Genomic DNA, 25,123 nt, shown 5'->3' with positions numbered 1-25,123 from the left:
TGATGTTTTTTTAATTGATTATTAAATTTTATTCGTCTAGTTTTTTTGTCATATTGAATCCAATAAACAAAGCTACACCTGCCATTGTAAAAATTGTAGCCGGATACACACCGTTCTCATCTAATGACGTGTAAGCTGTTAATAATAAAGCTGTAAAAGCACCTATTCCTATACCCATTAACAATAACGCCAAATTTAAAAGTATTATTTTATAAAAAGGTGATTTACTTTTTGCTCCGGGCATAAAAATACTGGCGTCTACTCCTTTTTCGATAAGTGCCAAACGTTCTCTGTTTCGAGTTGAAAGGTAAAGATAAAAAACGCCAAAAACTGCTGAGAAAAAACTCATTGGAATTAAAATGTCTGCTAACATAATTGATTGATTTAAAATTAATAATTTAATGATTGTTCATAAGCTATGACGACAAGAGTTCCATTTTGGTTACAAGAAAAAGAAAAATATTTTTTTTAAATAATATTGTAACCAAAATGTGTCTTTTATCGTCTTACTTGTATATGACGCAAATAGAAGATCAGCATTATATCAATTTAGTCCTAAATGGCAACACCAATAGTTTTGCTACTTTAGTAGACCGTTATAAGGATATGGTGTACACGCTTGCGGTCAAAATGCTCAACAATAAAGAAGAAGCCGAAGAAATTGCTCAAGATACATTTATAAAAGTCTTTAATTCTTTATCTAAGTTCAAAGGAGAATCTAAATTTTCAACGTGGGTGTATAAAGTAACTTACAATACTTGTTTAGATGCTTTAAAGAAAAAAAAGAAGATAAACAATGTCTCTTATATAGAAGATTTCAGCGAACATCAAACGAAAGCATTAGAAGGAATTTTAGACAGTATAGATGAAAAGGAACGGAATCAAGCCATACAGCAATGTCTAGAAGAACTCCCTAGTGATGAAGCTTTTTTAGTAACGTTATATTATTTTGATGATCAATCGGTCGAAGAAATTGCCAAAGTAATGAACATAAGTACTGACAATGTCAAAGTAAAATTGTTCCGAACGAGAAAAAAACTGGCCACTATTTTAAAAAGAAGATTAGAACCCGAAATGTTAGATTATTATGAATATGAAAGAAGATAAACATATCGAAGACTTAATTGACCAAATGATGAAAAATCAGACTTTGGAAACACCTTCGTTTGATTTCACCTCAAAAGTGATGGATAGAGTAAGCGTTAGCCAAAAAAACAAAGCTTTCGAATACAAACCGTTGATTTCAAAACAAACTTCTCTTATTGTTTTAAGTATATTAGTAATTTTAATTTCATATGTATTGCAACAAGGAACAACAGGCAATAGTAAATGGTCTATTCCTCTTGATTTTAGCTTTCTATCCAAAAGCAATATATCTGAGATGTTTAGTTTTTCAAAGATTACAACCTACATCGCTGTGCCAGGAACATTAATGCTTTTTGCACAAATAACATTCTTACGAAATCATTTCAATCATAAAAATTAAAACAAAAAAGCCTCTCAAATTGAGAGGCTTTTTTATATCTGATATAGAATTAATATCTGTAGTACTCAGGTTTGAATGGACCTTGAACTTCAACACCAATATAAGCAGCTTGCTCATTGTTTAATGTTTCTAATTCAACTCCTAATTTAGCCAAGTGTAAAGCTGCTACTTTTTCATCTAAATGTTTAGGCAACATGTACACTTCATTTTTATAAGCTGCAGAGTTAGTCCATAACTCGATTTGAGCCAATGTTTGGTTCGTGAAAGAGTTAGACATTACAAATGATGGATGACCTGTAGCACAACCTAAGTTTACTAAACGACCTTCAGCTAAGATGATGATATCTTTTCCGTTTACGTTGTAAATATCAACTTGTGGTTTTACTTCTGTTTTTGTTGAACCATGGTTTTTGTTTAACCAAGCCATGTCGATTTCGTTATCGAAGTGACCAATGTTACAAACGATAGTTTTATCTTTCATTGCTTCGAAATGTCTTCCAACAACGATATCTTTATTCCCTGTTGTAGTGATAACGATATCAGCATTACCAACAACAGTATCTAATTTTTTAACTTCGAAACCGTCCATTGCAGCTTGTAAAGCACAAATTGGATCAATTTCAGTTACAGTTACGATTGAACCAGCACCACGAAAAGAAGCCGCTGTACCTTTACCTACGTCACCGTATCCACAAACCACTACTCTTTTACCAGCTAACATAACATCAGTTGCACGACGAATCGCATCAACTGCTGATTCTTTACATCCGTATTTGTTATCAAATTTAGATTTAGTTACTGAGTCATTTACGTTGATCGCCGGCATGAATAATGTTCCGTTTTTCATTCTTTCGTATAAACGGTGAACACCTGTTGTAGTCTCTTCAGATAATCCTTTGATTCCAGGAATTAATTCAGGGTAACGGTCAAAAACCATGTTCGTTAAATCTCCACCATCATCTAAAATCATGTTCAATGGTTTTCTATCTTCACCAAAGAATAATGTTTGCTCAATACACCAGTCAAATTCTTCTTCATTCAATCCTTTCCAAGCATATACTTGAATTCCTGCAGCAGCAATAGCTGCAGCAGCTTGATCCTGAGTTGAGAAAATATTACAAGAAGACCAAGTTACCTCAGCTCCTAAAGCAATTAACGTTTCAATTAAAACTGCCGTTTGAATGGTCATGTGTAAACATCCCGCAATACGCGCTCCTTTTAACGGTTGGCTTGCACCATATTCAGCACGAAGCGCCATTAAACCTGGCATTTCAGCCTCAGCCAATTCAATTTCTTTTCTTCCCCAAGCTGCAAGGTTAATATCTTTTACCTTATACGCTACAAATGGAATTGTTGTTGTACTCATCTATTTTAGTATATTTGTTTAACAAAATTTGGACTGCAAAATTACAGATTAGTTTTCGATTTCCCAATTATTAAGCAATAATTAATAATTGTTTAATAAATATAACCTATTAATTTTCAGTGCATTTAATTTTTAGAAGCTATTTCCCGCTTTCTGCTGTATCTTTTAAAATGTTCATTGATGTCACACTGAGCTTGTCGAAGTGCTCAACAAACATTTTAAAAGGATGCCGCTACAATCGGGGCTAATTTAAGAAGCAATGCCTTTATTCAAAACAATTCGAATCAACAACGATACTACAATCTTTCTTTGGAAAATAACCGAAGACTATAACGAATTATTTTGCCAAGTTTCTTTAAAAGACACCTCTTTAGCTAGGATGGAAAAAATGAAATCAGAAAGTCATCAAAAAGGATTTTTAAGCATTAGAATGCTTCTTCAACATTGTGGCTATAACGATTTTGATTTGATTTATGACAAACTTGGCAAACCACACTTAAAAGACGGCAAACACATTTCAATTTCTCATTCGTTCGATTTTTCTGCTATTGCCTTAAGCAATCAAAATATTGGTATTGACATTGAACAGGTCAAGGAAAAAGTATTGCGCATTGCTCCTCGTTTCATGGAAATGTGGCATTTAGAAAATCTTTCTGAAGTTGATCAAATGAAAAAAGCCACTGTGATTTGGGGAACCAAAGAGGCTATTTTTAAAATAAAAAATGAAGTTGGAATAAGCTTTCCCGATCACATTTTTGAAAAGCCCTTTTCATTATCTGACAAAAAATGCAAAGCAGAATTACATTTTAATTCCTGCATTGAAAATTTTGATGTTTCTTTTGAAGAAGCCGAAAACTACATTCTGGTTTGCGCCTCTCATTCTTGATTTACTATTCCTCTATTCTCAAAAATATTAACCATAAGTACAGTTCCCATTTTACGAGCACGTCTTTTTAATATTTCGACATTTTCACCTTCAAAAAGCTCTTCGAGTGTTTCAAACCATAAATTTAACCACAGCCCAAAAACATTTGGATTAATTGTATGATTAAAGTTTTCATCAACTTCAACGTGAACTTTTATTGGATTGCCATAATATTTTCTAACAGCAAAAAGGTTATTCTCCCAAAAATCAGTTAGTTTTTCTAAATGGCTATCCCAATCTTGTATTGATTCATTAAAAAAATGACCTATTTCCTCATTAGCTCTAATCTTTGTGTAAAAAGCATCCAATAATAGTGACAAATCATTTCTATTACAAACGTCGTGTTTCATTATAATATGGTTGTATTTAACAATATAGTAAGTACACTAACTACAACACTAATAATAATTAAATCGAAAACTAGTTTGTGCTTTTGCTGAGATAAAATTGCACCATTAACAAAGCTACATGCTAAAACCACCATTGTAAGCTGTATCATTTGAAAAAGTGAAACCCCATTTTGTAAAATATACATCGCTGCGGCTCCGCCCAAACAACTTTGTCCAATAATTGCTAAAGTTGTAAATCCTAAATATCCTCTTTCGAAGTCTTGAAATGTTTTTTGATATAATGTCATGATTTCTATTTTTTTTATATATCAAAATTACTACTGATTTTCAATGTGTTTTTATGATTAAAATCATATTTGAAAAAGTATTTTGCTTGCAACCCTTTCAATTGAAAAAATTAAATTTAAAAAAGCTATTTTTACAACAGATTAAGATAAAAAATGATTTACCAGCAAATCATATTAGCTAAAAAAGAAAAGCGAAAACTACTTGCAATATTAATTGATCCTGATAAAATTACTTTATCCGAGATTCCTTCATTATCCGAAAAAATAAAACAATCACCAGCGACTCATATTCTTGTTGGAGGAAGTATTGTGGCTGAAAATGTGATGGATCTTTTTGTTATTGATTTAAAAAAGTACACCCAACTGCCTATCATAATTTTTCCTGGACATCCTTCTCAAATCTCACACCATGCTGATGGATTACTTTTTTTAAGTTTATTATCTGGGAGAAATCCTGAGTTTTTGATAGAACATCACATTAATTCAGTAGAAATTTTACACAACTCTAATTTAGAAATCATTCCAACTGGATATATTTTAATTAACGGAGGAAAAGAAACAGCCGTACAACGCGTTAGTCAAACCATTCCTATTGAGCGAAACGACATTAATTTGGCTTACAAAACTGCAAAAGCTGGGGAATATTTAGGTAAAAAACTAATCTATCTAGAAGCTGGCAGTGGCGCCGAAAAACCTGTCCCTTTTGAAATAATCGAAAAAGTATCTAAAAGTCTTAACATACCGTTAATTGTTGGTGGAGGAATTCGTTCTAAAAAAGCAATTGATGAAGCTTTTACAGCAGGAGCCAATTTGGTTGTTATAGGAACAGCTTTTGAAAACGATACTAACTTCTTTAATCAATGATAGATCAAATTTTATCTCAGTACCAAAATGTACCTTCTTGGCAAATCTGGCTAGAGTCAATTGCCTTCATATTTGGCATTTTAAGTGTTTGGTATGCTAAAAAAGAAAGTTTTTTAGTTTTTCCTACAGGAATTATTGCAACTATATTAACTGTCTATGTAATGTTTAAGGCTCAATATTTGGCAGATATGAGTATAAATATTTATTACACCATAATGAGCATTTTTGGTTGGTATAAGTGGACAAAATTTGGAAATTCAAACGAAGACAACTTACAAATCACACGCACAAACAACAAAGAAAAATTTATTGGAGCTGGTATGTTTATACTTACTGGACTCATTTGCTTTTTAATTTACACAGTTTTTGGGGTAGAAATAAAACCAAATAACTGGATTGACATTTTCACGACATCTGTTTTTTTTACTGCAATGTGGTACATGGCTTTAAAGAAAATTGAAAACTGGACGTTATGGATATTAGGTGATTTATTAGTAGTTCCTATCTTTTGGTACCGAGAACTTTATATCTTTGCACTCCAATATGTAATTTTCACAATATTAGCAGTACTAGCTTATCTAGAATGGAAGAAAATCTTAGACAAAAAAACACAAACATCCTTAGAATAACTACCTACGGACCTGAAAGCACGGGTAAAACTACTCTTGCTCGTCAGTTGGCAGAACATTTTAACACTGTTTGGATTCCTGAATTTGCAAGAGATTTTCTAGAAGAAATCAAGATTAAAGAAGGTCGTGATTGTGAAGAAAAAGATTTATTACCAATCGCAATTGGTCAAACGGCACTTGAAAACAAAGCACTTGAAAACTCAAAAGAATTTTTATTTTGTGATACTAATGCTTTGGTAACCAAAGTTTATTCGGATATATATTATAATCATTGTTCAAAGGAGCTTGAGGAAGCTGCAAGATCACATCATTATGATTTATACTTTCTTACCGATAAAGATGTTCCTTGGGAAGCTGATGGATTACGTGATAGTCAAGAATACAGAGACAACTCATTTGAAGTTTTCAAACAAAATTTGATAGACTACAACAAACCATTTATCCAAATCAACGGCAACAAAATTGAACGTTTAGAAAAAGCCTCAAAAATTATTCTTGATTTGCAAAAGGCTTTAAAAGCGGGATTAACAAGTCATGAGTTTATAGCACTTTATAATCAAAAAAAAAGCTTCGATTTAATCTTTCGTCAAATTGATTCCATAAAAAAAGGAGTAAATAAAATCCAATTGGAAGAATCCGCTTCAATTGGCAATGGAATTTTACAATTTTCTACATCTGATTTTGAAAACTTTACAACTAAATTTGACAAAAAATCAACTCAAATTATTAAAGAAAAATTTGTGCCTGCCTCTGGAGCTGCAAGTAGAATGTTCAAATTTCTTTCTGATTTTTTAGCTGATTTTGATGTAGAAAATGAAACCATAAATGCTTACATAAATCGTTCAGGAAACCAAGCCTTGGAAACCTTTATTGTAGCAATGGAAAAATTTGCTTTTTTTAAAGAAGTTCATGAATTTCTAAAGAAGAATATTGACAATTTTAATTCTTTAACAAAAGACAAGAAGAACTATTGGTTTATAAAAATCATTTTAGAGGATAAAGCCTTTAATTTCCTTAACAAACCTAAGGCCATTTTACCTTTTCATAAATACAATGATTATGTTGCAACCCCTATTGTTGAACATTTTAAAGAATCATTATCTTATGCTTCAGGTCTAAATTCTGGTCAAATTCATTTTACAATTTCAGAAGAACACACAATCGATTTTGAAACTGAAATAGAAAAAACCGAAAAATATTTTGTCAAAAAATTTAATTGGTCTTATTCATTTCAAGAGCATTCGACAGATTCTTTGGCAATAGATGAAAATAGTAAAATTTTAAAAAATAAAGAAGGAAAAATAGTATATAGACCTGGTGGTCATGGTGCTCTTCTTCATAATTTAAACCACCGAAATGCTGATATTGTTTTTATTAAAAATATAGATAATGTTAGCCATAACAACATCGAAATTATTTCTTTTTACAAAAAAGGCTTAGCAGGTATTTTATTAGAAATTCAATCTAAAGTTTTTGATTATCTAAAAACATTAGAAAATACAAAAGTAGAATCTTATAAAATTGAAGAAATCAAAAACTTTGTTATAAAAGAACTTCATATAAAAATCAATTCAGATTTTGACGAATTTAAAGAACAGAGTCAAATTAAAATTTTACAACAATTTTTAGATCGTCCCATCCGTGTTTGCGGAATGGTAAAAAACGAAAATGAGCCAGGTGGAGGCCCTTTTTGGGTAAAAGATCGAAAAGGTAACACAACGCTACAAATTGTAGAGTCAGCTCAAATCGATTTAAAAAACAAACAACAAAAAGCTATTTTAAATTCATCTACACATTTTAATCCTGTTGATTTAGTTTGTGGATTAAAAAATTATAAAGGAGGAAAATTTAATTTACTAGAATTTACAGATCCTGAAACCGGTTTTGTTGTTGAAAAAAGCAAGAACGGCATTTCATACAAAGCATATGAATTGCCAGGCTTATGGAATGGTAGTATGGCCAACTGGATTACTTTGTTTGTTGAAGTCCCATTAGAAACATTTAACCCCGTAAAAACGGTGAATGATTTACTGAAATCGTCGCATCAACCAAATATTTAGTCTAGTGAAAAAAGAAATTATTCAAACTGAACTACAATACAAAGCAGTACGGAGCAGTGGAGCTGGAGGTCAAAATGTAAATAAAGTTTCCAGCAAAGTTATTTTATCATTTTCTATAGAAAATTCATTAGGTTTAAATGATGATGAAAAAAAGCTTATTAAGCAAAAACTAAGTAGCAAACTAACCTCTGGGTTTGTTTTAATTTTAAACTGTGACGAAGACCGAAGTCAGCTAAAAAATAAAGAAATTGTAACGAAACGATTATTTCATATTTTAGAAAAATCACTCGTAAAACCAAAGCCAAGAAAAGCCACTAAAGTACCCAAAAGTGTTATCGAGAAACGTCTAAAAGAGAAAAAATCTACTTCAGAAATAAAAAACAATAGAAGGAAATTAGATTTTTAAATTACTTTTTAAAAGCATTTAAAGCGTTTTTAGTAAAGTCGGAAAGCACTAATTTTCCTGAAATAGCTGCACGTTCATATAGTAATTCATCCCAGTTTTCAGTTCCTTCCCACAATACTTTTTTAAATTCATACAAAGCATCAGGATTATAAGTTGCCAATTGAGTTACAAATTTTTCTAATGCTTCATCCATTTCACCTACAGAAGCAAATAATTGAGCATATAATTTATGTTCAAATGCCCATTTTGCTGATTTCCATTCGGCTGGAGATAAAGTCATTTCTGCCATAGCCGATTTCCCAATTTTTCTTGAAACTGCTGGCTCAATCACAAAAGGACCAATTCCAATAGCAATTTCAGATAATTTAATTGATGCTCCATCTGTGGCAAAAGCATAATCACAAGCTGAAGCAAGTCCAACACCTCCTCCAACAGCTTTTCCATGAATTCGACCTACAATAACCTTTTTACAAGACCTCATTGCGTTAATCACATTAGCAAAACCACTAAAAAACTGTTTCCCAGTCTCAAGGTCATTAACCGCTAATAGTTCATCAAAAGAAGCTCCCGCACAAAATGCACCATTCCCTTTACTTTGTAGAACTATCACAGTAACCTCATCATTATTACTTAATGAGTTTAACTCTTCTGTCAATGCTTTTAATTGATTGCTAGGAAACGAATTACTTGCTGGGTGACTAAAAGTAACTCTAGCTATTTTGTTTTGTATAGTAGTTTGAATGGTTCCAGTTGTGCTCATGATGATTAATTTGCAGTAAAAATAAAAAATCCCGATAAATCGGGATTCTTATATATGTAATAATAATTATTTTCCTTTGTTTACTTCAGCAACATATTTTTCCAAAGCCATTGTCATTGACGGAGCTTCTGGTGTTGGAGCCATAATATCAACACGTAATCCATGTTCCAAAGCTTCTTTTTGTGTAGTGCTTCCAAAAACAGCTATACGAGTATTGTTTTGTTGAAAATCAGGAAAATTTTTAAACAATGATTGAATTCCCGTTGGACTAAAAAATGCTAAAACATCATAATACACATCTTTCAAATCAGACAAATCACTCATTACTGTTTTGTAAAAAGTTCCTGGTGTCCAATCTAATTTTAGATTGTTTAGCGTTTGAGGAACATCGGCATTTAATTTATCTGATGCAGGAAGTAAAAACTTCTCGTCTTTGTATTTTTTGAATAACGCTGACATATCTGCAAAGTCTTTTTGACCAACATATATTTTACGTTTTCTATACACAACATACTTTTGTAAATAGTAAGCCACAGCTTCCGATTGACAAAAATAACGTAAATCTTCAGGAACTTTGTAACGCATCTCTTCAGCTACTCTAAAGAAATGATCTACTGAATTTTTACTCGTTAAAATAATTGCAGTAAAATTGTTTAAGTCAATTTTTTGAGCTCTAACTTCTTTTGCAGGAACTCCTTCAACATGAATAAAGGGTCTGAAATCAACTTTTATTTTGTGCTTATTTTGCAAGTCAAAATAAGGTGAATTTTCAACCTTTGGCTCGGGTTGCGAAACTAAAATTGTTTTCACTTTCATATTGGGCATTTTCAAAAAATATTACCTGTTTGTAATAACATAATACATAAAGTAATACGGTGCTATTTCCAGAGCGCAAATATATAAAATAAAATAAAACAACTTACCAAGTAATAAATTTTGATAATTCTTCAATGAAACAAGGTAAGTTATTGAGTTAATTATCAATAATACAACTAAAACAATGATTATTACGTAAGAATTCATTAAATCAGTATAATACAATACAATATTAACTGGAAGCAACATTAACCCAACATAGGTTCGATAGCTCACTTTGAACAAATTAAACTGCTCAATAAAGGGTTCTATATTAAATGAAGCGGCAATAATTTTTTCTACTAAGAATTTAGATAAAACAAAGAAAGTTAAAAAGGTAAAAATTTGAATAAATGTTATCCAGTTTGTTTTTGTGGTATAACCAAAGTAACTCAACACCAACTGAACAAAGAAAGAAAACGAAATTAACTGAACAAAAAACAACAGAATGGTGAACCAACTCATCAAGTTACTAGGGTCTTTGTACATTTTTATATACTTGTTGTTTGCTATTAAATTCACAAAATCAACAAATCTATTTTCGAAAGCAGCCTTAGTAACAGCAACAAGGGCTACCGCAACAATAAAAACTATTGTTATCCAATCTTTATTTTCTACTATTCTAGGAATAAACTCGATTTTATTCATAGCGCGAAATTACAAATTTTTTACAGGACTCGTTTAATTATAAATAATTTAAGAAACTCAACCACTAAAAAGTTTATTTTTGCATCAGAATTTTAACATTATGCAGGACTCAATAGTCATAATTCCTACTTATAACGAAATAGAAAACATCGAAAGCATTATTCGAGCAACAATGTCTTTGCCAAAAAAATTCGATGTACTAATCGTAGATGACAACTCACCCGATGGGACTGCTGATAAAGTTATTGAACTACAAAAAGAATTCCCCGATGCTCTGCATCTAGAAAAAAGACAAGGCAAAGCTGGTCTTGGCACGGCTTATGTTCATGGATTCAAATGGGCAATACAACATCATTATGAGTACATTTTTGAAATGGATGCCGATTTCTCACACAATCCTAATGATTTAGAAAAGCTATACGATGCCTGTAAAGACGAAAACGCAGGAATGTCAATAGGTTCTCGTTATATTACAGGAGTCAACGTAGTGAACTGGCCACTAAACAGAGTATTGATGTCCTATTTTGCATCTGTATATGTTAGAATGATAACCGGTATGGAAATTCAAGATGCTACAGCTGGATTTGTTTGTTACCAAAGACAAGTTTTAGAAAAAATAAATCTTGACCGATTAAAATTCACCGGGTACGCCTTCCAAATTGAAATGAAATACAGAACTTTTGTTAATCATTTTAAAATAGTAGAAGTTCCAATCATTTTTACAGACAGAACTAAAGGTGAGTCAAAAATGAGTGGCGCCATCATTCGTGAAGCAATTTTAGGAGTAATAATGCTACGTATACGAAAAATATTCAACCGACTATAAAACTCAACACACACAACTATGAGCTCGATTTTAATTAAAAACGCAAAAATTGTTAACGAAGGAAAAATAACCGAAGGCGAAATTTTAATTGAAAATGAATTCATAAAACACATTGGGAATGGTCTCAACGTTCCTGAAAATTGTCAAATTATTGATGCCGAAGGAAATTTTGTAATTCCTGGCGCTATTGATGACCAAGTTCATTTTCGCGAACCTGGATTAACTCATAAAGGAAATATTGCTTCCGAATCAAGAGCTGCTGTTGCTGGTGGCGTTACCACTTTCATGGAACAACCCAACACTGTTCCCAATGCAGTTACGCAAGAACTTTTAGAACAAAAATATGAGATTGCTTCCCAAACATCTTACGCGAATTATTCGTTTATGATGGGAGCAACAAATGACAATTTAGACGAAGTTTTAAAAACAAATCCTAAAAACGTTGCAGCAATAAAAATATTTCTGGGTTCATCAACAGGAAACATGCTGGTTGACAAAGAAGAAGTTTTAGAGAAAATTTTCTCAAACACAAAAATGATTATCTGTGTACATTGTGAAGATGAAACTACCATTAAAAACAATTTAGCTGCTTATAAAGAAAAATATGGTGATGATATCCCTATGAATTGTCATCATTTAATTCGTAGTGACGAAGCTTGCTATATTTCTTCATCAAAAGCTATCAAATTAGCTAAAAAAACAGGCGCTAGATTACACATCTTTCATCTTTCAACAGCTAAAGAAATGGAGTTATTCCAAAATGACATTCCATTAGAAGAAAAGAAAATCACTGCAGAAGTTTGTGTTCATCACTTATGGTTTACCGATAAAGATTATGATGAAAAAGGCTCGTTGATAAAATGGAATCCTGCTGTAAAGACTCAAAAAGACAAAGATGCTCTTTGGGAAGCTTTGCTAGATGACCGAATTGATGTTATCGCAACAGATCATGCTCCTCACACTTTAGAAGAAAAACAAAACCTTTATACATCAGCTCCTTCGGGAGGACCACTAGTACAACATTCGGTAGTAGCGATGTTTGAAGCATACCATCAAGGAAAAATTTCTGTGGAAAAAATTATAGAAAAAATGGCTCATAACCCTGCTAAACTTTTTCAAATTCACCGAAGAGGCTTTATCAAAGAAGGTTTTTATGCTGATTTAGCCATCGTTAATCCAAACTCGGCTTGGACGGTTTCTAAAGAAAATATTTTGTATAAATGCGGTTGGTCACCATTTGAAAATTATACTTTCAATTCGAAAATTACCCATACTTTTGTCAATGGTACTTTGGTTTATGAAAACAACCAAGTAAAAGATATCCAAAACGGAAGACGTTTAGAATTTAATAGATAAAAAATGAAAAAAGTTGCTGTAATTGTTTCCTTAATTTTTCTTTTTGCTTCATGTACAGTAAAGAATGAGATTAAAAAACCTGAAAAACTAATTGAACAAGATGTAATGGAAAATATTTTGTATGACCTAGCACTACTTCAGGCGTTAAAAGGCTACAGTCCTATGGAACTTCAAAAAAACAGCGTAAATCCTAAATCATATATTTATCAGAAATACAAAATAGACAGCATTCAATTTGTAGAAAACAACAAATATTATTCTTCTAATATCGAAGAATACAAATTAATGTATGACCGTATTATTGCAAGAATAGAAAAAGAAAAGAAGGATGTTGATGCTAAAATCAACAAAGATTTCAAGAAAAAACAGCAACAAATAGCTGACTCTTTAAAAAAAGTTTCTAAAAAGAAAAAACCAACTGTTTTGGCTAGAGGATAATTTCATCTATATAATCATTAATTTCAACAAACTTGAAATTGATTTCTCTGATTATTTTTTCATTAGAATAAATACCTATTGAATGGAGAGAGTTTGCCATACTTTTACTCAAGACTCTTTTTTTTCCGAATAGTGACAAAAACCAATCTATTCTCCAACCAATACTGGTAAGCAATTTAGTTGCATATATTTTTGGCCTCAAAACTTTAAAACAATCGGCTATTTTAAAAACCAAATCTTGATAGCTTATATTTCCTGAAACTAACGTGAATTTTTCATTTTTTATTTCACCATCCATCAACTTAATCATTGCAGTTACAACATCGGCAATAGCAACAAAACCTGTCACACCTTTAGTATAAAAAGGCAACCCATTTTTTATTTTTTGATAAATCTCACCACTACCTTCCGCCCAAAAAGCTGGCCCTAATATAACCCCTGGATTGACAACTATTACATCAAGACCTTCTTGTTGCCCACGCCAAACTTCCATTTCAGCCCCATACTTGGAAATCGCATAATCACTATGCTGAAATTCTGGATTCCATTCGGTATCTTCTGTAACAATTGTTTGTCCTTCGAGCAAATCACCCAAAGCAGCAATAGAACTTACATGGCAAAGCTTCTTAATATTAAAGTCTAAGCAAAAATTTACAACATTAGCAGTCCCTTCAATATTTACTTTTCTGAGCTTTTCTTCATCATTAGGATCAAAAGAAACTAAAGCTGCACAATGATATACATATTCGACCCCTACAAAAACTTCTTCTAAAGAAGGAACATCTGTAATATCTCCCTGAATCCAATTAATTTCAGAAAACAAACTTGCTTTTTGATAATAGTCAAAAACTCGTTTTACTTTTTCTTTATTCTCTTCTGTTCTATATAAAGCCTTAACAACTTGACCTTGCTCTAAAAGCTGCAAAATCAAATGTGAACCTACTAATCCAGTTGCTCCTGTTACTAAAATCATGTTTCAAAGATAAATAAAGTTCTATATCACCAAAGTTTAAATTCAAATAAACCAGTAACCGAATGAACAAATCGTTATAAATTTTATCTTTGCACTCACAAAAACAAGAATGTCAGAGTTGACAAAAGTAAATTTGTATTAAAGATGAAAAATTTAGTTGAAGAATTAAAGTGGAGAGGATTATACCACGACAGTATGCCAGGAACAGAGGAACAATTGCTAAAAGAAGCAACTACAGCCTATATTGGGTTTGACCCAACTGCCGATTCATTGCATATTGGTAGTATGGTCCAAATTATCCTTTTAGTTCATCTTAAGAATTTTGGACACAAACCTATCGCTCTTGTTGGTGGTGCAACGGGTATGATTGGAGATCCATCTGGAAAAAGTGATGAAAGAAATTTACTAGACGAAGCAACTTTAGCTAAAAATGTTGACGGTATAAAAAGAGTATTATCTAAATTTTTAGATTTTAATTCAACTGATGCGAATGCTCCAATTTTAGTAAATAACTACGATTGGATGAAAGAGTTTTCTTTTATTGATTTTGCTCGTGAAGTTGGAAAAAGAATCACCGTAAATTACATGATGGCTAAAGATTCGGTAAAAAAACGTTTATCTGGTGAAGCTGGCGAAGGAATGTCGTTTACTGAATTTACATACCAATTAATACAAGGTTACGATTTTTATCATTTACATAAAACCTACAACTGTTTACTTCAAATGGGAGGAAGTGATCAATGGGGAAATATAACAACAGGAACTGAACTAGTTAGACGTTTAAATGCCGATGGCTCTTCTGATAGCGCAAAAGCTTTTGCATTAACAACTCCACTTATTACAAAAGCTGATGGTTCTAAGTTTGGAAAATCAGAAGGAGGAAATGTTTGGTTGACTGCTGATAAAACTTCGGTTTACAAATTTTACCAATTTTGGTTAAACTCAACTGATGAAGATGCTGAAAAATACATCAAGATATTTACTTTCTTAGACAAAGAGACAACAGAAAAACTTATCGAAGAGCACAAACAAGCACCTCATTTAAGAGTTTTACAAAGAAAATTGGCTGAAGAAGTAACAACTTTTGTACATAGTGCAGAAGCTTTAGAAAAAGCAATATCTGCATCAAACATTTTATTTGGAAATTCAACATCTGATGATTTAAAAGGTTTAGATGGCGAAACATTCCTTGAAATTTTTGAAGGAGTACCGCAAGCAGAAGTTTCTCGTGATGAAATTGAAAACGGAATTAACATTGTTGATGTTTTGAATGCAAAAACAGGATTTTTAAAATCAAATGGAGAAGCAAGACGTGCATTAACCGAAAATTCAATATCTGTTAACAAAGAAAAAGTAACCGAAGAGTACTCTGTTACCAATAAAGATTTAATCAACAATCAATTTATTCTTTTACAAAGAGGCAAAAAAAATTATTTTGTCTTAAGAGTAAAATAAGATAAACTTATGATCATTTTAAAAAGCACCTTAAATAAGGTGCTTTTTTATTTTTGCTTTCCTTAATAAATTAACAATCTTACAAGAAACAATTGTGAATTTTATGGATATTTTTTAAATATTGTTTTATTTTTCTTACATAATATTTGCAATATGTTAAAAATAAATTATATTCGTTACTTATAAACAACTAAAAACCAATAAATTATGAAAATCAAACTACTTCCAGTTGCATTACTGGCAGTCACGACCAGTTTGTTCGCTCAGGAAAAAGGCTCTTTCTGGAGTCGTTCCACAAAAAGCAACAAAACTGTTCTTGAATCAAGAATGCAACTACCAGAAAACAATCTTTACGATTTAGATGTAACTTCTTTAAAAAACAACTTATCTAAATCACCTTTAAGAAGTGCTAACACAAAAAAATCAGGAGCAATAATTGCTTTACCTGATGCAAATGGTCAAATTGAGCATTTCAATGTTTATGAAAATCCTGTTTTTGCGCCAGAACTTGCAACAAAATATCCAGACATTAAATCATACATAGGAATTGGCATCGAGAACCCTACTGCAACTGCTTATTTTAGTATGTCTCCGTTAGGATTTAAATCGATGGTACTAAGTCCTGATAAATCAGCTGTATTTATAGAGCCCTTTTCAAAAGATTTAAAAACATATTCTATTTACAGAAAAGCTGATAAAAAAGAGAATCTATCTCCTTTTGAATGTACAGTTATAGACAAAATCGAACCAAACGCGAACAAAGCTGGTTCAACAGCAAGACCAAATGCAGATGATTCTACATTAAGAACATTCCGTTTGGCGATGTCAGTAACTGGTGAATATACTACTTACTTTGGTGGAACAAAAGCACAAGCATTAGCAGCAATTAACAATTCAATGACACGTGTAAACGGTGTATTTGAAAAAGATTTCGCTGTAAGAATGGTTTTAATTGCCAACAATGATCTTGTAATATATACTAATGCATCGACAGACCCATATTCTGCAGCTGCTACAGGTTCTGGAGGAGCATGGAATTCTGAACTACAAAACACATTAACATCAGTAATTGGTGAAGCAAATTATGATGTAGGACATCTTTTTGGTGCTTCTGGCGGAGGGGGTAATGCCGGATGTATTGGATGTGTTTGCGTTAATGGACAAAAAGGATCTGGATTTACTTCACCTGGTGATGGTATTCCTTCAGGAGACAATTTTGATATTGATTATGTAGCGCACGAATTAGGACATCAATTTGGAGCTAATCATACTTTCTCTATGAACAATGAAGGAACTGGTGCAAACATGGAGCCAGGATCTGGATCATCAATCATGGGATACGCAGGTATTACTTCTCAAGACGTTCAACCTCACTCTGATGCTTATTTCCATGCATTTAGTATTCAACAAGTAACAAATAACATTAAGGCAAAAACTTGTCAAACAAATACTGCTACAGGAAATGCGGTTCCAACTGCAAATGCAGGAGCTGATTATACAATTCCTAAAAGCACTCCTTTTATGTTAACTGGAGCTGGAACAGATGCTAACGGCGATGCTTTAACGTACAACTGGGAACAATTTGACAATGCATCAAGTTCACAAACAGGAGCAAGTTCTGCTGCAAGCGCAACTAAAACTTCAGGACCTACTTTTAGATCATACTCTTCAAGTACTTCTCCAGTAAGATATTTTCCTAGAATGGCTTCTGTATTAACTGGAGCTACTACAACAGCTGGAACTGAAATCACTGTTGAAGCAGTACCATCTGTGGCTAGAACCATGAATTTCAGATTAACAGTTCGTGATAACAGAGCTGGTGGTTCTGCTAACAATTCAGATGACATGATTGTTACTGTAAATGCTACGGCTGGTCCATTTGCTGTAACAGCACCAAACACTGCTGTTTCTTATGTAGGTGGAAGCTCGCAAACCGTAACTTGGAATGTGGCTGGAACTACTGCAAATGGTGTAAATTGTGCTAATGTTGATATTTTAATTTCTACAGATGGTGGAAATACTTGGTCAACTGTTTTAGCTGCTACTCCAAATGACGGAACTCAAGCAGTTACAATTCCTAATACTGCAACAACTACTGCAAGATTAATGGTAAAAGGAACAAATCACATCTTCTTTGATGTTTCTAATACTAATTTTACTATTACTGCAGGATCAACAGATACAGTAGCTCCATCGGCACCAACTAATTTAGCTGCATCAGGAACTACACAAACAACAACAAACTTATCTTGGACAGCTTCAACAGATAATGTAGGTGTAACAGGATATGATGTATATCAAGGTGCAACTGTAATTGGAACTACTGCTTCAACTACTTACAATGTTGCTGGATTAACTGCTTCAACTGCTTATACTTTCTCTGTAAAAGCTAAAGATGCTGCTGGAAATGTTTCTGCAGCAAGTAATACTGTTAATGTGACAACTTCGGCTACAGTGGTAGACACTACAGCGCCAAGTGCACCAACAAACTTAACAGCTTCTGGAACTACTTCATCTTCAACTAACTTATCATGGACAGCTTCAACAGACAATGTAGGAGTAACAGGATATGATGTGTACCAAGGAGCAACTGTAATTGGAACAACTGCATCAACAACTTACAATGTAACTGGATTAACTGCTTCAACTGCTTATACTTTCTCTGTAAAAGCTAAAGATGCTGCTGGAAATATTTCTGCAGCAAGTAATACAGTTAATGTAACAACATCTGCTGTAACAATCACTTACTGTGCATCTCAAGGTAACAGTACTGCTGACGAAAAAATTGGACGTGTAGCTATTGGATCAATTAACAATGCATCTACAGGAACTACTGGATATGAGGATTTTACATCTTTATCAACTTCTGCAGCTCAAAATGGTTCACAAACTATCACAATCACTCCTACTTGGACTTCATCAACTTATGCTGAAGGATATGCTGTATTCATCGATTATAATAAAGATGGTGATTTTGCTGATGCTGGTGAAACCGTTTGGACAAAAGCTGCTTCTACTACAACTCCGGTTTCTGGATCTTTCACAATTCCAGCTACAGCTTCTTTAGGAGCTACTAGAATGAGAGTTTCTATGAAATACAATGCTGTGCCAACATCTTGTGAAGCATTCTCTTATGGTCAAGTAGAAGATTACACAATTAACATCACTGCTGGAACAGCAGATACAACAGCTCCATCTGCTCCAACTAGTTTAACTGCTTCTGGAACAACTTCTAGCTCAACTAACTTATCTTGGACAGCCTCTACAGATAATGTAGGTGTAACTGGATATGATGTTTACCAAGGTGCTACTGTAATTGGAACAACTGCTTCAACTACATATAATGTTACAGGTTTAACTGCTTCAACAGCTTATACTTTCTCAGTAAAAGCTAAAGATGCAGCAGGTAACGTTTCTGCTTCAAGTAACACAGTGAACGTAACTACTTCTTCAGTAACAATTACTTACTGTACATCTCAAGGAAACAATACTAATGATGAAAGAATTGGAAGAGTAGCTATTGGCTCAATCAATAATGCTTCAACTGGTACTACTGGTTATGAAAACTTCACAGCAATTTCAACAAATGCAGGAAGAAGCTCTTCTCAAACAATCACTGTAACTCCAACTTGGACAAGCACAGTTTATAGCGAAGGTTATGCTGTATTTATTGACTACAATCAAAATGGTGTATTTACAGATGCAGGAGAAACAGTTTGGTCTGCTGCTGCTTCTACAACAACTCCGGTTTCTGGATCTTTCACAATTCCTGCAACTGCAACTTTAGGAGCAACAAGAATGAGAGTTTCTATGAAATACAATGGAGTTCCTACTTCATGTGAGTCTTTCTCATACGGACAAGTAGAGGATTATACAATCAACATTACTGCAGCTGCAAGAGAAGAAGAAGCTTCTTTTAAAAATGAAATTAGTGAAATTAGAGTATACCCTAATCCAACAAAAGATTTCTTAAACATCTCTTCAACTTCTGATGATACAACGTTTAGAGTTTTCAATTTAATGGGTCAAACTATTTTAAATGGAAAAATCGTTAACGGAACTATTGATGTATCTCGTTTAAGTAATGGTAATTATGTAATTGAAGTTTCTAACAATGGTACTTCAACAACAAAACGTTTTATCAAAAACTAATTATAATAAGCAAACTAAATTCAAAAAACGTCTTCCTTATGGAAGGCGTTTTTTTATGATTCGAACTTATCAGTCATAAAATTTCATAATTTAGCATCACTTTCAAAAAAATTTAAAATGAAAAAATTAGCATTATTAAGTTTAACGCTTATGGGACTAAATTCGGCAATTGCTCAAGAAGTGATGACTCCAGAATTACTTTGGAAACTGGGTCGTGTGACTCCTCTTGGAATTTCTAAAGATGGGAAAAACATTGTTTACAAAGTAGCAACACCATCTATTGAAGAGAATAAATCAAACTCAAAATATTATACTATTCCAGTTAATGGAGGAAATGCAACCGAAATAACTGACCATAAAGGATTAATTGCAGATAAAAACATTTCACCTGATGGCATATACCAGTTATCTCATCAAGAAGTGAAAGTAAGTAATATATTAGGAAAAGATGTTTATCCTGAACTTAGTAAATCTGATGTAAAAGTTTATGATGGTTTGGATTATCGTCATTGGGATACTTGGAGAGACGGGACTTACAACCATGTTTTCTTTGGAGGAATTCCAGCGCCAAATGTTCGTTTAGCAGCGCCAATAGACATTATGCAAGGAGAACTTTTCGATTCTCCTCAAAAACCTTTTGGTGGTGATGAAGATTATATTTGGTCTCCAGATAGTAAAAACATCATTTATGCATGCAAAAAGAAATCAGGAACTGCCTATGCAACAAGCACAAATACTGATTTATATCAATACAATATAGATACTAAAGAAACTAAAAACTTAACCGAAGGAAACCTAGGCTATGACACACATCCGCTATTCTCCCCAAAAGGTGATTTGACTTGGTTACAAATGAAACGCGATGGTTACGAAGCAGATAAAAACGACATTATTGTTCGTTTCAAAGGAATGGATATGAATTTAACCGCTACTTGGGATGGAACTGTTGAAAGTTTTAAATGGAGTGCTGATGGCAAAAAAGTATATTTCATTGCACCGGTAGATGGTACAAAACAATTGTTTGAAGTTAACTTCCCTGGATTAACCAAAATTGCAGTTACAGTAAACCAAATCACAAAGGGTGTTTTTGATGTTACTGAAATTATAGGTTTCAACATTGACAAAGTAATTGTAGCAAGAAACGATATGAATCATGCTTCGGAAATTTTTTCTTATGATTTAAAAAAGAAAACTTGGAGTCAACTTACAAATGTAAATACAGAAACATACAACAAATTAGCTTTGTGTAAGACTGAAAAAAGATACGTTACTACTACTGATGGAAAAAAAATGTTGGTTTGGGTAATTCTTCCACCAAACTTCGATGCTAATAAAAAATATCCTGCTTTATTATACTGTCAAGGAGGCCCACAAAGTGCTTTATCTCAATATTATTCTTACCGATGGAATTTTCAGACAATTGCTTCACAAGGTTATATTGTTGTTGCACCAAACCGTCGCGGAATGCCAGGTCATGGTATTAAATGGAACGAGCAAATTTCTGGTGATTGGGGCGGTCAAGTTATGGATGATTACTTAGCTGCTATTGATGATGTTGCTAAAGAATCGTATGTAGACAAAAAACGTTTAGGTGCTGTTGGTGCTAGCTATGGAGGATATTCAGTATTTCAATTAGCTGGAATTCACAAAAACAGATTTAAAACTTTTATTTCTCACTGTGGAATTTTCAACACGCAAAGCATGTATGGAACTACCGAAGAAGTTTTCTTTACTAACTGGGATTCTGGAGGAGCATACTGGGAAAAAGAAAATAAGATTGCTCAAAAAACATACAATGAGTTTAACCCAATCAACTTAGTAAATAACTGGAACACTCCAATTATGATTATTCAAGGCGGTAAAGATTACCGTGTTCCAATTGGACAAGGACAAGAAGCTTTTCAAGCGGCACAATTAAAAGGAATAAAAAGTAGGTTCTTATTATTTCCAGAAGAAAATCACTGGGTGCTAAAACCTCAAAACGCCTTAATTTGGCAACGCGAGTTTTTTAAATGGTTAAAAGAAACCCTATAATTATCAATCCCGTCTCGTTTTTAAGAACGAGACGGGATTTTTATTTCTTAACAAAAGCATAAATCGATGTTAAAATAAATTTTCATCTGTAACAATTTTTAATTTTACACTACTATTAGTAATATCAAAAAACATTATTATGCATAACATTCCTCTAAAACCAATAGTTATTGCCGCAACGTTAATCGCTTCTGCCTTAGCTGGTAACGCACAAGATAACTTGGTTAATTCACTAAAAATCAATGCAAGTGAAAAAAGTAAAGAATCTTTCAAATTTGCTGATGTAATTAATATTGAAAACACTTCGGTAAAAAACCAAGGTTCATCTGGAACTTGTTGGAGTTATTCAGCTAATTCATTTTTAGAATCAGAAATGATACGCATGGGTAAAAAACCTGTCGAATTATCTCAAATTTTCTCTGCACGTAACGCTTACGTAGAAAAAGGAAGAAACTATGTTCGCATGCATGGTTCAGTTGCTTTAGGAGATGGTGGTGCATTTCACGATGTAATCAATATGTATAAAAAATACGGTGCTGTTCCGCAATCAGTTTATACTGGTTTAAATTATGGTACCGATAAAAATAAATTTGCTGAAATGGCTGCTTTAATCGAAGGATTTTTAAAAGCTGTCGTTTCAAATCCTAATGGAGAATTAACTCCTAACTGGGAAAAAGCATATTCAGCAATGATTGATACGTATCTAGGACAAGTACCAAAAACTTTTGACTATAACGGAAAAAAATATACTCCTGAAACTTTTGCCAAAGAAGTAGTAGGTATCAATGCTGATGATTATGTAGAAATCTCATCTTTACAAGAATATCCATACTATTCAAAATTTGTATTAATGGTACCCGACAACTGGAACTATGACCAGGTGTACAATGTAAAAATGAATGAATTAACAGAAATCATTGATAGTGCTCTTAAAAATGGATACTCAGTAGCTTGGGCAGGTGATGTTAGTGAAAAAAGTTTTTCATGGAAAAACGGAGTAGCTTTTGTTCCAGAAAAGAAAGTAGAAGACATGACTGCAGAAGAAAAAGCAGATATGTTCAATGGTCCTAAAAAAGAAGCTGTTGTAACTGAAGAGATGCGTCAAAAAGCATTTGACAATTACACAACTACTGATGACCACGGAATGCACATTGTAGGTATTTCTAAAGATCAAAACGGTAAAGAATATTACATCGTTAAAAACTCTTGGGGAGCTACAAACGACTATAAAGGATATTTATATATGTCTAAAGAGTTTGCAAAATACAAAGCAACAGCTATCATGTTACACAAAAAAGCAGTCCCTGCAGCTATTGCTTCTAAATTGAAGTTATAACATACTTACATCATCAATCAAAAATCATAAACCCCAAAGTTGTCCTTTGGGGTTTGTTTTTTGTAAATTTGATTTTTACAAATACTATTTACAATGACTACTACAACCATAAAAGAGTTTTACAACGAAATGTTTGGCAATTACTGCCCTGAAGTTGTTAAATACATTGAAGAAATGGACAAAAAGGACGTTGGTCATTTTAACGTTTTTAATATTGCAGACATGTACAATGTGTGCAAAGCAAAACCAGCGATGCCATATAATAGAAGAGCCTATTATAAAATCAGCCTAATTAATGGAAAAAATACAGTCGAATACGCAGATAGAACCATAGAAATTAAAGATTATGCCATTCTTTTTGCTACTCCCAAAATTCCTTATCGCTACACACCACTAGACAACAATCAAAAAGGACATTTTTGTGTTTTTACAAGCGATTTTATGACCAAATCTAAAACCGGATTAATGATTGATGAACTTCCAATTTATCAACCAAATACTGATTTTATTTTCCAATTGACTGAGAAACAATACGAAGAGGTATCTTCTATTTTCAATAAAATGCATAGCGAAATAGAATCAGACTACAAATTTAAATATGATTTGCTGCGTAATTATCTCATTGAACTTATCCACTATGGTCAAAAACTAAAACCAATGGATTCGTTGATTGACAACATGAATGCTTCTTCCCGAATTACTTCATTATTCCTTGAACTACTTGAAAGGCAATTCCCAGTAGAATCGAGCACTCAATCCCTACTGCTTCGCAATCCAAAAGATTATGCCGACACATTAAACGTGCATGTAAATCATTTAAACAAAACATTAAAAGAAAGAACTGGAAAAACGACAACCGAAATAATTACCTCTAGGATTTTACAAGAATCTAAAATCCTTTTAAAGAACACCACGTGGAATATCTCCGAAATTTCAAATAGTCTAGGTTTTGAAGAAGTAGCTCATTTTTCTAATTTTTTCAAAAAGCAATCTGGACTATCTCCATTATCATTCAGAAACTAATTATTTGATTTTTACAAAAGATAGATTGTTTCAAGCAACCGCTAACTTTCAGAATCATCGCAACTTTGTCATATAATTTTAAATCATATCAAAATGACAAACAGTATAAACAAAATTGCATTAGTTACTGGAGGTAACCGTGGTTTAGGCAAGAATTCAGCTTTACAATTAGCTAAAAAAGGGTTTGATGTCATCATCACTTTCCAATCTCAAAAAGAAGAAGCAGAAAAAACTGCTAATGAAATAATCGCGACAGGAAGAAAGGCTTCTTTTCTTCAATTAAACTTATCAAACACTTCATCTTTCGATAATTTTGCAAAAGAGCTTGAAAACATTCTTAAAAATGATTTCGGCACTGATAAATTTGATGCTTTAGTTAACAACGCAGGTTCTGGTTATCATGCAACAATTAGTGAAACAACGGAAGCTGGTTTTGATGCTATGTCAGACATTCATTTAAAAGCGCCTTTTTTCTTAACTCAAAAACTATTACCATTATTAAATGATGGCGGAAGCATTGTAAACACTTCATCTGGCTTGTCTCGTTTTAGCTATTCAGGCTATGCCGCATACGCGATTATGAAAGCCGGAATAGATGGATTAACACGTTATCAAGCAGTAGAATTTGGAAACAGAAAAATAAGAGTTAACTCCGTTGCACCTGGTGCTATAGAAACTGATTTCGGAGGTGGTTTTGTAAGAGACAACAAAGAACTGAACGACATGATAAGCAATATGACTCCACTTGGTAGAGTTGGAAAACCAGACGATATTGGTAGTGTAGTTGCCTTCTTGTGTTCAGATGAATCAAAGTGGGTGAATGGTCAACGTATTGAAGCTTCTGGAGGAATTCACATCTAAACACATTAAACAATAAAGCCCTGAAAATTCAGG

General features: G+C 32.9%; 24 protein-coding genes. 16 read left to right on the top strand and 8 right to left on the bottom strand.

Going from position 1 to position 25,123, the window contains the following annotated elements; genetic code table 11:
- Positions 1–28: 28 nt before the first annotated feature.
- Positions 29–373, bottom strand: coding sequence for a DUF6249 domain-containing protein (locus tag LJY17_RS13065; protein ID WP_264544262.1), 345 nt, complete (start codon positions 371–373; stop codon positions 29–31).
- A gap of 143 nt (positions 374–516) precedes the next feature.
- On the opposite strand from LJY17_RS13065, the gene LJY17_RS13060 reads away from it, so the two are divergent.
- Positions 517–1,107: an RNA polymerase sigma factor gene (locus tag LJY17_RS13060; RefSeq protein WP_264544261.1), complete on the top strand. Its 591-nt coding sequence runs from the start codon at positions 517–519 to the stop codon at positions 1,105–1,107.
- Entirely contained in the window at positions 1,094–1,486 is a 393-nt protein-coding gene (locus LJY17_RS13055; RefSeq protein ID WP_264544260.1) for a hypothetical protein, read from the top strand. The genes LJY17_RS13060 and LJY17_RS13055 overlap by 14 nt, the downstream gene beginning before the upstream one ends.
- Before the next feature lie 49 nt (positions 1,487–1,535).
- On the opposite strand, the gene ahcY is transcribed toward LJY17_RS13055, so the two are convergent.
- A complete protein-coding gene (gene ahcY, locus LJY17_RS13050; RefSeq protein ID WP_264544259.1) occupies positions 1,536–2,852 on the bottom strand; it encodes an adenosylhomocysteinase in 1,317 nt (438 codons plus the stop codon).
- A gap of 259 nt (positions 2,853–3,111) precedes the next feature.
- Between ahcY and LJY17_RS13045 the strand changes: the two genes are divergently transcribed.
- Positions 3,112–3,738 carry a 4'-phosphopantetheinyl transferase family protein gene (locus LJY17_RS13045; protein ID WP_264544258.1) on the top strand — a complete coding sequence of 209 codons (627 nt, stop codon included), beginning with the start codon at positions 3,112–3,114 and terminating at the stop codon, positions 3,736–3,738.
- Here the strand turns inward: LJY17_RS13045 and LJY17_RS13040 are convergent.
- Positions 3,729–4,127, bottom strand: a complete 399-nt coding sequence (locus tag LJY17_RS13040) for a group III truncated hemoglobin (protein WP_264544257.1) — start codon at positions 4,125–4,127, stop codon at positions 3,729–3,731. The genes LJY17_RS13045 and LJY17_RS13040 overlap by 10 nt on opposite strands.
- Positions 4,127–4,414 (bottom strand): hypothetical protein, encoded by a 288-nt coding sequence (locus LJY17_RS13035; protein WP_264544256.1) that lies wholly within the window; start codon positions 4,412–4,414, stop codon positions 4,127–4,129. Before LJY17_RS13035 ends, LJY17_RS13040 begins: the two co-directional genes overlap by 1 nt.
- A 153-nt stretch (positions 4,415–4,567) precedes the next feature.
- On the opposite strand from LJY17_RS13035, the gene LJY17_RS13030 reads away from it, so the two are divergent.
- From LJY17_RS13030 to arfB, 4 genes are read left to right on the top strand one after another with little or no spacing between them, the layout of a single operon-like run.
- Positions 4,568–5,278: a geranylgeranylglyceryl/heptaprenylglyceryl phosphate synthase gene (locus tag LJY17_RS13030; RefSeq protein ID WP_264544255.1), complete on the top strand. Its 711-nt coding sequence runs from the start codon at positions 4,568–4,570 to the stop codon at positions 5,276–5,278.
- Positions 5,275–5,907: a nicotinamide riboside transporter PnuC gene (pnuC, locus tag LJY17_RS13025; RefSeq protein ID WP_264544254.1), complete on the top strand. Its 633-nt coding sequence runs from the start codon at positions 5,275–5,277 to the stop codon at positions 5,905–5,907. The genes LJY17_RS13030 and pnuC overlap by 4 nt, the downstream gene beginning before the upstream one ends.
- The gene (locus LJY17_RS13020) at positions 5,862–7,967 is read left to right on the top strand and encodes a DUF4301 family protein (RefSeq protein ID WP_264544253.1); all 2,106 of its coding nucleotides are present in this window, start codon (positions 5,862–5,864) and stop codon (positions 7,965–7,967) included. Before pnuC ends, LJY17_RS13020 begins: the two co-directional genes overlap by 46 nt.
- A gap of 4 nt (positions 7,968–7,971) precedes the next feature.
- A complete protein-coding gene (gene arfB / locus LJY17_RS13015; protein WP_264544252.1) occupies positions 7,972–8,373 on the top strand; it encodes an alternative ribosome rescue aminoacyl-tRNA hydrolase ArfB in 402 nt (133 codons plus the stop codon).
- Position 8,374: 1 nt separating this feature from the next.
- Here arfB and LJY17_RS13010 read toward each other — a convergent pair whose 3' ends face one another.
- The 3 genes from LJY17_RS13010 to LJY17_RS13000 form a co-directional block, all read right to left on the bottom strand.
- A complete protein-coding gene (locus tag LJY17_RS13010) occupies positions 8,375–9,133 on the bottom strand; it encodes an enoyl-CoA hydratase/isomerase family protein (protein ID WP_264544251.1) in 759 nt (252 codons plus the stop codon).
- Between the two features lie 66 nt (positions 9,134–9,199).
- Positions 9,200–9,949 (bottom strand): uroporphyrinogen-III synthase, encoded by a 750-nt coding sequence (locus tag LJY17_RS13005; protein ID WP_264544250.1) that lies wholly within the window; start codon positions 9,947–9,949, stop codon positions 9,200–9,202.
- A 21-nt stretch (positions 9,950–9,970) separates the two neighbouring features.
- On the bottom strand, positions 9,971–10,636 hold the full coding sequence (locus tag LJY17_RS13000) for a DUF4271 domain-containing protein (protein WP_264544249.1): 666 nt from the start codon (positions 10,634–10,636) through the stop codon (positions 9,971–9,973).
- Between the two features lie 100 nt (positions 10,637–10,736).
- Between LJY17_RS13000 and LJY17_RS12995 the strand changes: the two genes are divergently transcribed.
- The 3 genes from LJY17_RS12995 to LJY17_RS12985 are packed head-to-tail and all read left to right on the top strand — an operon-like array spanning position 10,737 to position 13,256.
- The gene (locus tag LJY17_RS12995) at positions 10,737–11,462 is read left to right on the top strand and encodes a polyprenol monophosphomannose synthase (protein WP_264544248.1); all 726 of its coding nucleotides are present in this window, start codon (positions 10,737–10,739) and stop codon (positions 11,460–11,462) included.
- Between the two features lie 18 nt (positions 11,463–11,480).
- Entirely contained in the window at positions 11,481–12,818 is a 1,338-nt protein-coding gene (locus LJY17_RS12990; protein WP_264544247.1) for a dihydroorotase, read from the top strand.
- A gap of 3 nt (positions 12,819–12,821) precedes the next feature.
- Positions 12,822–13,256: a DUF4296 domain-containing protein gene (locus tag LJY17_RS12985; RefSeq protein ID WP_264544246.1), complete on the top strand. Its 435-nt coding sequence runs from the start codon at positions 12,822–12,824 to the stop codon at positions 13,254–13,256.
- Here LJY17_RS12985 and LJY17_RS12980 read toward each other — a convergent pair.
- A complete protein-coding gene (locus LJY17_RS12980) occupies positions 13,246–14,229 on the bottom strand; it encodes an NAD-dependent epimerase/dehydratase family protein (RefSeq protein WP_264544245.1) in 984 nt (327 codons plus the stop codon). The two genes, LJY17_RS12985 and LJY17_RS12980, sit on opposite strands and share 11 nt — an antisense overlap.
- A 144-nt stretch (positions 14,230–14,373) precedes the next feature.
- On the opposite strand from LJY17_RS12980, the gene tyrS reads away from it, so the two are divergent.
- The 6 genes from tyrS to LJY17_RS12950 all read left to right on the top strand — a co-directional run bounded on the left by tyrS (position 14,374) and on the right by LJY17_RS12950 (position 25,090).
- On the top strand, positions 14,374–15,684 hold the full coding sequence (gene tyrS / locus LJY17_RS12975; RefSeq protein ID WP_264544244.1) for a tyrosine--tRNA ligase: 1,311 nt from the start codon (positions 14,374–14,376) through the stop codon (positions 15,682–15,684).
- A gap of 207 nt (positions 15,685–15,891) precedes the next feature.
- Complete coding sequence (locus tag LJY17_RS12970) at positions 15,892–19,836, top strand: reprolysin-like metallopeptidase (RefSeq protein WP_264544243.1); 3,945 nt, start codon at positions 15,892–15,894, stop codon at positions 19,834–19,836.
- Positions 19,837–19,953: 117 nt separating this feature from the next.
- Positions 19,954–21,870 carry a S9 family peptidase gene (locus tag LJY17_RS12965; protein WP_264544242.1) on the top strand — a complete coding sequence of 639 codons (1,917 nt, stop codon included), beginning with the start codon at positions 19,954–19,956 and terminating at the stop codon, positions 21,868–21,870.
- Between the two features lie 139 nt (positions 21,871–22,009).
- On the top strand, positions 22,010–23,206 hold the full coding sequence (locus LJY17_RS12960) for an aminopeptidase C (RefSeq protein WP_264544241.1): 1,197 nt from the start codon (positions 22,010–22,012) through the stop codon (positions 23,204–23,206).
- Between the two features lie 93 nt (positions 23,207–23,299).
- Positions 23,300–24,229 carry a helix-turn-helix domain-containing protein gene (locus LJY17_RS12955; protein ID WP_264544240.1) on the top strand — a complete coding sequence of 310 codons (930 nt, stop codon included), beginning with the start codon at positions 23,300–23,302 and terminating at the stop codon, positions 24,227–24,229.
- A gap of 93 nt (positions 24,230–24,322) precedes the next feature.
- The gene (locus tag LJY17_RS12950; RefSeq protein WP_264544239.1) at positions 24,323–25,090 is read left to right on the top strand and encodes an SDR family NAD(P)-dependent oxidoreductase; all 768 of its coding nucleotides are present in this window, start codon (positions 24,323–24,325) and stop codon (positions 25,088–25,090) included.
- Positions 25,091–25,123: the final 33 nt, after the last annotated feature.

It is taken from the genome of Flavobacterium hankyongi, from assembly GCF_036840915.1.
GTDB classification, from domain to species: domain Bacteria; phylum Bacteroidota; class Bacteroidia; order Flavobacteriales; family Flavobacteriaceae; genus Flavobacterium; species Flavobacterium hankyongi.
The sequence above is the reverse complement of the archived record's forward strand: the minus strand, read 5'-3'. Positions and strand labels throughout refer to the sequence as shown.

Bases quoted from the DNA above. Each gene is read 5' to 3' on its own strand.
- LJY17_RS13065 (WP_264544262.1), bottom strand. From the start codon at position 373: ATGTTAGCAGACATTTTAATTCCAATGAGTTTTTTCTCAGCAGTTTTT.
- LJY17_RS13060 (WP_264544261.1), top strand. From the start codon at position 517: ATGACGCAAATAGAAGATCAGCATTATATCAATTTAGTCCTAAATGGC.
- LJY17_RS13055 (WP_264544260.1), top strand. From the start codon at position 1,094: ATGAAAGAAGATAAACATATCGAAGACTTAATTGACCAAATGATGAAA.
- ahcY (WP_264544259.1), bottom strand. From the start codon at position 2,852: ATGAGTACAACAACAATTCCATTTGTAGCGTATAAGGTAAAAGATATT.
- LJY17_RS13045 (WP_264544258.1), top strand. From the start codon at position 3,112: ATGCCTTTATTCAAAACAATTCGAATCAACAACGATACTACAATCTTT.
- LJY17_RS13040 (WP_264544257.1), bottom strand. From the start codon at position 4,127: ATGAAACACGACGTTTGTAATAGAAATGATTTGTCACTATTATTGGAT.
- LJY17_RS13035 (WP_264544256.1), bottom strand. From the start codon at position 4,414: ATGACATTATATCAAAAAACATTTCAAGACTTCGAAAGAGGATATTTA.
- LJY17_RS13030 (WP_264544255.1), top strand. From the start codon at position 4,568: ATGATTTACCAGCAAATCATATTAGCTAAAAAAGAAAAGCGAAAACTA.
- pnuC (WP_264544254.1), top strand. From the start codon at position 5,275: ATGATAGATCAAATTTTATCTCAGTACCAAAATGTACCTTCTTGGCAA.
- LJY17_RS13020 (WP_264544253.1), top strand. From the start codon at position 5,862: ATGGAAGAAAATCTTAGACAAAAAAACACAAACATCCTTAGAATAACT.
- LJY17_RS13010 (WP_264544251.1), bottom strand. From the start codon at position 9,133: ATGAGCACAACTGGAACCATTCAAACTACTATACAAAACAAAATAGCT.
- LJY17_RS13005 (WP_264544250.1), bottom strand. From the start codon at position 9,949: ATGAAAGTGAAAACAATTTTAGTTTCGCAACCCGAGCCAAAGGTTGAA.
- LJY17_RS13000 (WP_264544249.1), bottom strand. From the start codon at position 10,636: ATGAATAAAATCGAGTTTATTCCTAGAATAGTAGAAAATAAAGATTGG.
- LJY17_RS12995 (WP_264544248.1), top strand. From the start codon at position 10,737: ATGCAGGACTCAATAGTCATAATTCCTACTTATAACGAAATAGAAAAC.
- LJY17_RS12990 (WP_264544247.1), top strand. From the start codon at position 11,481: ATGAGCTCGATTTTAATTAAAAACGCAAAAATTGTTAACGAAGGAAAA.
- LJY17_RS12985 (WP_264544246.1), top strand. From the start codon at position 12,822: ATGAAAAAAGTTGCTGTAATTGTTTCCTTAATTTTTCTTTTTGCTTCA.
- LJY17_RS12980 (WP_264544245.1), bottom strand. From the start codon at position 14,229: ATGATTTTAGTAACAGGAGCAACTGGATTAGTAGGTTCACATTTGATT.
- tyrS (WP_264544244.1), top strand. From the start codon at position 14,374: ATGAAAAATTTAGTTGAAGAATTAAAGTGGAGAGGATTATACCACGAC.
- LJY17_RS12970 (WP_264544243.1), top strand. From the start codon at position 15,892: ATGAAAATCAAACTACTTCCAGTTGCATTACTGGCAGTCACGACCAGT.
- LJY17_RS12965 (WP_264544242.1), top strand. From the start codon at position 19,954: ATGAAAAAATTAGCATTATTAAGTTTAACGCTTATGGGACTAAATTCG.
- LJY17_RS12960 (WP_264544241.1), top strand. From the start codon at position 22,010: ATGCATAACATTCCTCTAAAACCAATAGTTATTGCCGCAACGTTAATC.
- LJY17_RS12955 (WP_264544240.1), top strand. From the start codon at position 23,300: ATGACTACTACAACCATAAAAGAGTTTTACAACGAAATGTTTGGCAAT.
- LJY17_RS12950 (WP_264544239.1), top strand. From the start codon at position 24,323: ATGACAAACAGTATAAACAAAATTGCATTAGTTACTGGAGGTAACCGT.